This window comes from Anaerotruncus sp., from assembly GCF_057433415.1.
Genome location: NZ_DBMDHH010000094.1, coordinates 1 through 4,804, shown reverse-complemented (window position 1 = coordinate 4,804; position 4,804 = coordinate 1). Strand labels below are relative to the sequence as shown.

Sequence of the window (4,804 nt, the reverse complement as noted above, 5' to 3'; positions counted from 1 at the left end):
CCCGGAGCGCGCTACGCGCGACGGCCGCTCGCGGGCGCTCCGCCCCGCGGCCCCGGCTTGAGTCCGCTTCGCGGACCCGGCCCTGCGGGCCGGATTCTCTATCAGGATGGCCTGCGGCCAAATCCCCTGCGACCCCCGCGCCGCCTCCGGTTGGCCTTCGGCCAAAGTCGGCGGCGCCCGGTTCACGGATCAGCGAACGCGCCTACAGCATCCCGCCAGCCGCCGCGCCGCGGGCGCAATGCCTCTGCCCGAGAGTCCCCGGAACCGTACCGAAAGTACATTCGGAGAGACACGGCCGTTTTTATTTCGCTCGCATCTCCCACGGGGAGGCGGAAAACTGCGCGGCGAAGCAGCGCACGCGCGCAAAGCGCGCGAACGCCTCTACGGGGCGTTGTTTTCCGCCGGCGGCTCCGGGGAGTCTGTCAATCCAGCCAGATAGTCAAGGCTCACGCCATAGTATTGCGCCAGCTGAATCATAAATGCAAATGGCGGTTCGCGTTCCCCCTGCTCATAACGAGCGTAAGTCGTCTTGTACATGTTCAGCTCGTCTGCCAGTTGCTGCTGTGTTTTGTCGCGGTCCTCGCGAAGATCATGTATCCGCAAATATTTTGCCATTTTTTCTCCTCCAAGCACGGTTTTCTGATTGCAATTATACACCGCTTGGTGTATAATTGGCTTTATGAACACCATATGGTGTTCATAAAGGAGGAAATGCTATGTCAGACACTTTAGAGGAGCTTTATCTCGAGCGGTTGTCCTTCATCGAGGAGCGCTGCCGCGACACGCCGGAATATAACGCCGCATCGGACGAATACGACGCGGCGCGCGCGGCGCTCCGGCAAACGCTCAACAAACGCCAGCGGCGTTTGTTGCTGCGCGTCGAGGACGCGCAGGCCGCGCTGTGCGACTGCACGGCCGCGGCGGCGTTTGCCGGGGGCTGGCGGCTGCGGGCGAGGCTGGCGGCCTCCGCCGGGCTTTGACGGGACCCCGCCTCACGGGTCGCGGCGGGGTGGGGCGCGGGGCGGCCGGCCTGATCAAAGTTTTCGCAAGGCCTTTTTCAAAAGGCCGGCCCCTGCGGCTTGAAGAGCCGCAAAAGGAAAGCCGGGGACTTTCGTCCCCGGCCTTCTTTTTCCGTTCTCCTCAGTTGCACTTGGAGTATCCGCAGCTGCGGCAGCTCACGCAGCCGCCCTCATGTTCGAGGGCGCTGCCGCACTCGGGGCAGAATTTCGCGTTGAGGGCCGCCGCGCCGGAGGCGGGCGCCTCGGTCCGGGCGGGTTCCGCCGCGGGCAGGCCGAGCTTCTGGTTCTCGATCATGTCGGCGGTCTTTTTGATGACGCGGGCGATCGCGTCGGGGCAGGAGGTGCACTTCATCCCCGCGTGGCGGATGGTGGAGGGGCAGCGGATGCCGCGGAGCTGGTCGAGGATCTCGTCGATCGAGACGCCCGAGCGCAGCGCGATGGACACCAGCCGCGCGGTCGCCTCCGACTGGGAGGGGCATCCGCCCGCCTTGCCGGTGGAGGTGAACACCTCGCAGATGCCGTGCTCGTCATAGTTGACCGTGACGTACAGGTTCCCGCATCCGATCTTCATGCGTTCGGTCAGGCCGCAGGTGACCTCCGGGCGCGGACGGGGACGGATGTCCGTGCGCATGGCGGGCGGCGCTTCCGTCTCGCCCTCCTTCTTCACCGAACCGATGTTGAGCACCTGCTCGGCGCGGCTGCCGTCACGGTAGATCGTGACGCCCTTGCAGTCGAGCTCGTAGGCGAGCATGTAGACCTCTTCAACGTCCTCCATCGTCGCGCCGTGCGCGAAGTTGACCGTCTTGGAGACGGCGTTGTCGGTGTGCTTCTGGAACGCCGCCTGCATCTTGACATGGTAGAGCGGGCTCACGTCGTGGGAACAGACGAATACGCGCTTGATGTCGTCGGGGATCTCGTCGATGTGCTGGAGGGTTCCCTCCGCGGCGATCTTCTTCATCAGCTCGTCGCTGTAGAGGCCGCGCGCCTCGAGGGTCTCCCGCAGCACGGGGTTCACCTCGATCATCTCGGTGCCGTCCATGACGTTGCGGATGAAGACGTAGGCGAACACCGGCTCCACGCCCGACGAGCAGCCCGCGATGATCGACAGGGTCCCGGTGGGCGCGATGGTGGTGATCGTGGCGTTGCGCAGCGGTTCCCCGGCGGCGAAGATGCTCTCCCCAAAGAGCGGGAAGGCGCCGCGTACCTTGGCAAGCCGCGCGGAGGCGCGGCGGCCCGTCTCGGTGATGAACTTCATGACCTCGCCCGCGAGGGCGACCGCTTCCTCGGAATTGTAGGACATGCCGAGATAGGCGAGCATGTCCGACCAGCCCATCACGCCAAGCCCGATTTTGCGGGTCTGTTTGGTGGTGAAATCGATCTCCTCGAGCGGATATTTGTTCACGTCGATGACGTTGTCGAGGAAGTGCACCGCGTCCTCGACCGTCCGCTCGAGTTTTTTATAATCGATCCGCCAGCCGTTCTTGTCCTTGGCGAGCATGGTGACAAGGTTGATCGACCCGAGGTTGCACGACTCATAGGGCAGCAGCGGCTGTTCGCCGCAGGGATTGGTGCTCTCGATCTCCCCCTGCGAAGGGACGACGTTGTCCCGGTTGAGCCGGTCGAGGAAGATGATGCCCGGCTCGCCGTTGCGCCACGCGCTCTCGACGATCTTGTGGAACACCTCGCGCGCCTCCAGCTCGCCGACCGCCTGCTTGCTCTTGGGGTCGACCAGCTCATAGGCGTCGCCGTTTTGCACCGCCTGCATAAACGCCTCGGTGATCCCCACCGAAATGTTGAAGTTGGTGATGTCCGCATTGTTCTTCTTGCAATCGATGAAATCGAGGATATCCGGATGATCCACCCGCAGAATGCCCATGTTCGCGCCCCGCCGGGTGCCCCCCTGCTTGACCGCCTCGGTGGCCATGTTGAAGACCCGCATAAAGCTGACCGGCCCGCTCGCCACACCGCCGGTGCTGCGCACCGTCGCGCCCGAGGCGCGCAGGCGGGAGAAGGAAAAGCCGGTCCCGCCGCCCGACTTGTGGATCAGCGCCGCCTGCTTGATCGCCTCGAAGATCTCCTCCATCGAGTCGCCCACCGGCAGCACGAAGCAGGCGGAAAGCTGTCCGAGCTCCTTGCCCGCGTTCATCAGCGTCGGGGAGTTGGGGAGGAACTCCAAATTGGTCATCAGCTCGTAAAACCGGTCGGACAGCTTTTTGACGTCCGCCTTGTCGTCGTAGGCGGCGTCCGCGGCCGCGATCGCGTCCGCCACGCGGCGGAACATCTGCTCGACCGTCTCAATATTCTTTCCGTTTTCATCCTTTTTCAGGTACCGCTTTTCCAATACGGTGATCGCATTCTTGCCGATTTTCATATTGTCCCTTCCTCTGCCACAAGATAATCGCCTTATATAGAATATCTGACACAAGATATTGTATCATATACTCTTTTACTCCGCAATACCCAAAAGAGGCGCGCCCGCACTTTTTTGCGGACGCGCCCCTGGCCCGATATGGATTTAAAGTCCCGCGGCCGGCGCGGCAAGGCCGCCCACCATGAGCAGCGCGAAGATCAGCCCCGCCATCAGCAGCCCCGCGGCCGACAGGGCGATCCCTGTAATAGGAAGCCCGCCGCCCTCGTCGGGCGCGGCGTATTTCCGCGTGACGACCCCGAGGAAAATCCCCGCGGCCCCCAGCACGAGGGCGGCCATCAGGTCGCCCATCAGTGAACTGAGCAGCGCCGCGATGCCGAAAAAGAGCGCCCCGGAAGCGTTTGTCCGGTTTGGATGGAACTGGTTCATCTCTGTTTCCTCCCCTTAGTGAATGATCAGCGCCAGGAGCGCCAGAAAGATCGATAAAATGGGCAGCACAACCCAAAGCAGCCGCTGCGCCGATAAAAACAACTCGCTCGGCTCTGCGCCGACGCACCACCACATGTGCCGCAGATCAAAAAAGAGGCGCGGCCACCGCCGGTCCACCGCCCAGAGAGCCGCGATCAGAACCGCTGAAAAGAGGAGCGCGCCGTTGCCCTGCACCGTGTCTCCGCTGCCGGAGGCCAGCTGCGCCATGTCGTAATAGGAGGGCTCTCGCCCGGCAAAGGGGTTTTTCCCGTCGTGGGAGACGAAGGCGTCCACGTCGAGCACCGGCTCCCCCTGCTCGTTATAGAGAAAGAGGCCGTCCGGGTGGTAGGTTCCCCGGAACCGTTCCACCCCGCCGCTGCTGATCACGATCTGCCGCTCGGCATAGCGGTCCTCCGCCCCGGCAAAACGCACGAGGTAGTCCCGCTCAGGGTTTCCGGGCAGCGCGTAAATCAGCCGATAGGTGTTCGATTCCACCGCTTCAACGTCGATGCGCACCTTCCCCCAGTGATTTTTTCCGCTGTAGGTCCACGCGGAGGCGGAATAGGGGGAGGCTTTCCGCCGCAGGAAGGTGTCGTAGAGGTTTGCGCCCCGCTGAAAAAAGATAAGCAGATAGCAAAGTGTCAGCAGCCCCGCAAGCAGGGCGCCCGCAATCCGCACCGGCCTCCGGTGCGCTTCATAAAAACGCCTCAGCCGCTCCATATCCGCGCCCCCTTTCCCCTCTATAGTGTATTACAAATCGGGGATTCCTGCAAGAAGCCCCGTCTGGCCGCTGGAAAAAGGGAACTCAGGAAACAAAAAAGCAACGCCCGAAGGACGTTGCTTTTTGTGGAGCTGGCATAGACCTATCTTCCCGGGAAGTCACCCTCCAAGTATTGTCGGCACCGCTGAGCTTAACTTCTGTGTTCGGGATGGGAACAGGTGGGACCTC

5 protein-coding genes and 1 rRNA gene are annotated in these 4,804 nt (G+C 62.7%); 1 reads left to right on the top strand and 5 read right to left on the bottom strand.

Annotated elements, in window-relative coordinates:
* Positions 1-381 precede the first annotated feature (381 nt).
* Positions 382-615 carry a helix-turn-helix domain-containing protein gene (locus ACZO3G_RS14405; RefSeq protein ID WP_121587134.1) on the bottom strand — a complete coding sequence of 78 codons (234 nt, stop codon included), beginning with the start codon at positions 613-615 and terminating at the stop codon, positions 382-384.
* Positions 616-716: 101 nt separating this feature from the next.
* Here ACZO3G_RS14405 and ACZO3G_RS14400 point away from each other — a divergent pair, with 101 nt between their 5' ends.
* On the top strand, positions 717-980 hold the full coding sequence (locus tag ACZO3G_RS14400) for a DUF6809 family protein (protein ID WP_121587135.1): 264 nt from the start codon (positions 717-719) through the stop codon (positions 978-980).
* 160 nt (positions 981-1,140) lie between these two features.
* Here ACZO3G_RS14400 and ACZO3G_RS14395 read toward each other — a convergent pair whose 3' ends face one another.
* The 4 genes from ACZO3G_RS14395 to rrf all read right to left on the bottom strand — a co-directional run.
* Complete coding sequence (locus tag ACZO3G_RS14395) at positions 1,141-3,390, bottom strand: vitamin B12-dependent ribonucleotide reductase (RefSeq protein ID WP_276874622.1); 2,250 nt, start codon at positions 3,388-3,390, stop codon at positions 1,141-1,143.
* A 144-nt stretch (positions 3,391-3,534) separates the two neighbouring features.
* On the bottom strand, positions 3,535-3,816 hold the full coding sequence (locus ACZO3G_RS14390; RefSeq protein WP_101547926.1) for a hypothetical protein: 282 nt from the start codon (positions 3,814-3,816) through the stop codon (positions 3,535-3,537).
* Between the two features lie 15 nt (positions 3,817-3,831).
* Positions 3,832-4,575 (bottom strand): hypothetical protein, encoded by a 744-nt coding sequence (locus tag ACZO3G_RS14385; protein WP_276874625.1) that lies wholly within the window; start codon positions 4,573-4,575, stop codon positions 3,832-3,834.
* Positions 4,576-4,705: 130 nt separating this feature from the next.
* A 5S ribosomal RNA gene (rrf, locus tag ACZO3G_RS14380) occupies positions 4,706-4,804 on the bottom strand; the annotation flags it as partial.

What these genes read in the sequence shown, in the direction of transcription:
- ACZO3G_RS14395 (WP_276874622.1), bottom strand. Translation starts at nt 3,390, where the DNA reads ATGAAAATCGGCAAGAATGCGATCACCGTATTGGAAAAGCGGTACCTG.
- ACZO3G_RS14400 (WP_121587135.1), top strand. Translation starts at nt 717, where the DNA reads ATGTCAGACACTTTAGAGGAGCTTTATCTCGAGCGGTTGTCCTTCATC.
- ACZO3G_RS14385 (WP_276874625.1), bottom strand. Translation starts at nt 4,575, where the DNA reads ATGGAGCGGCTGAGGCGTTTTTATGAAGCGCACCGGAGGCCGGTGCGG.
- ACZO3G_RS14390 (WP_101547926.1), bottom strand. Translation starts at nt 3,816, where the DNA reads ATGAACCAGTTCCATCCAAACCGGACAAACGCTTCCGGGGCGCTCTTT.
- ACZO3G_RS14405 (WP_121587134.1), bottom strand. Translation starts at nt 615, where the DNA reads ATGGCAAAATATTTGCGGATACATGATCTTCGCGAGGACCGCGACAAA.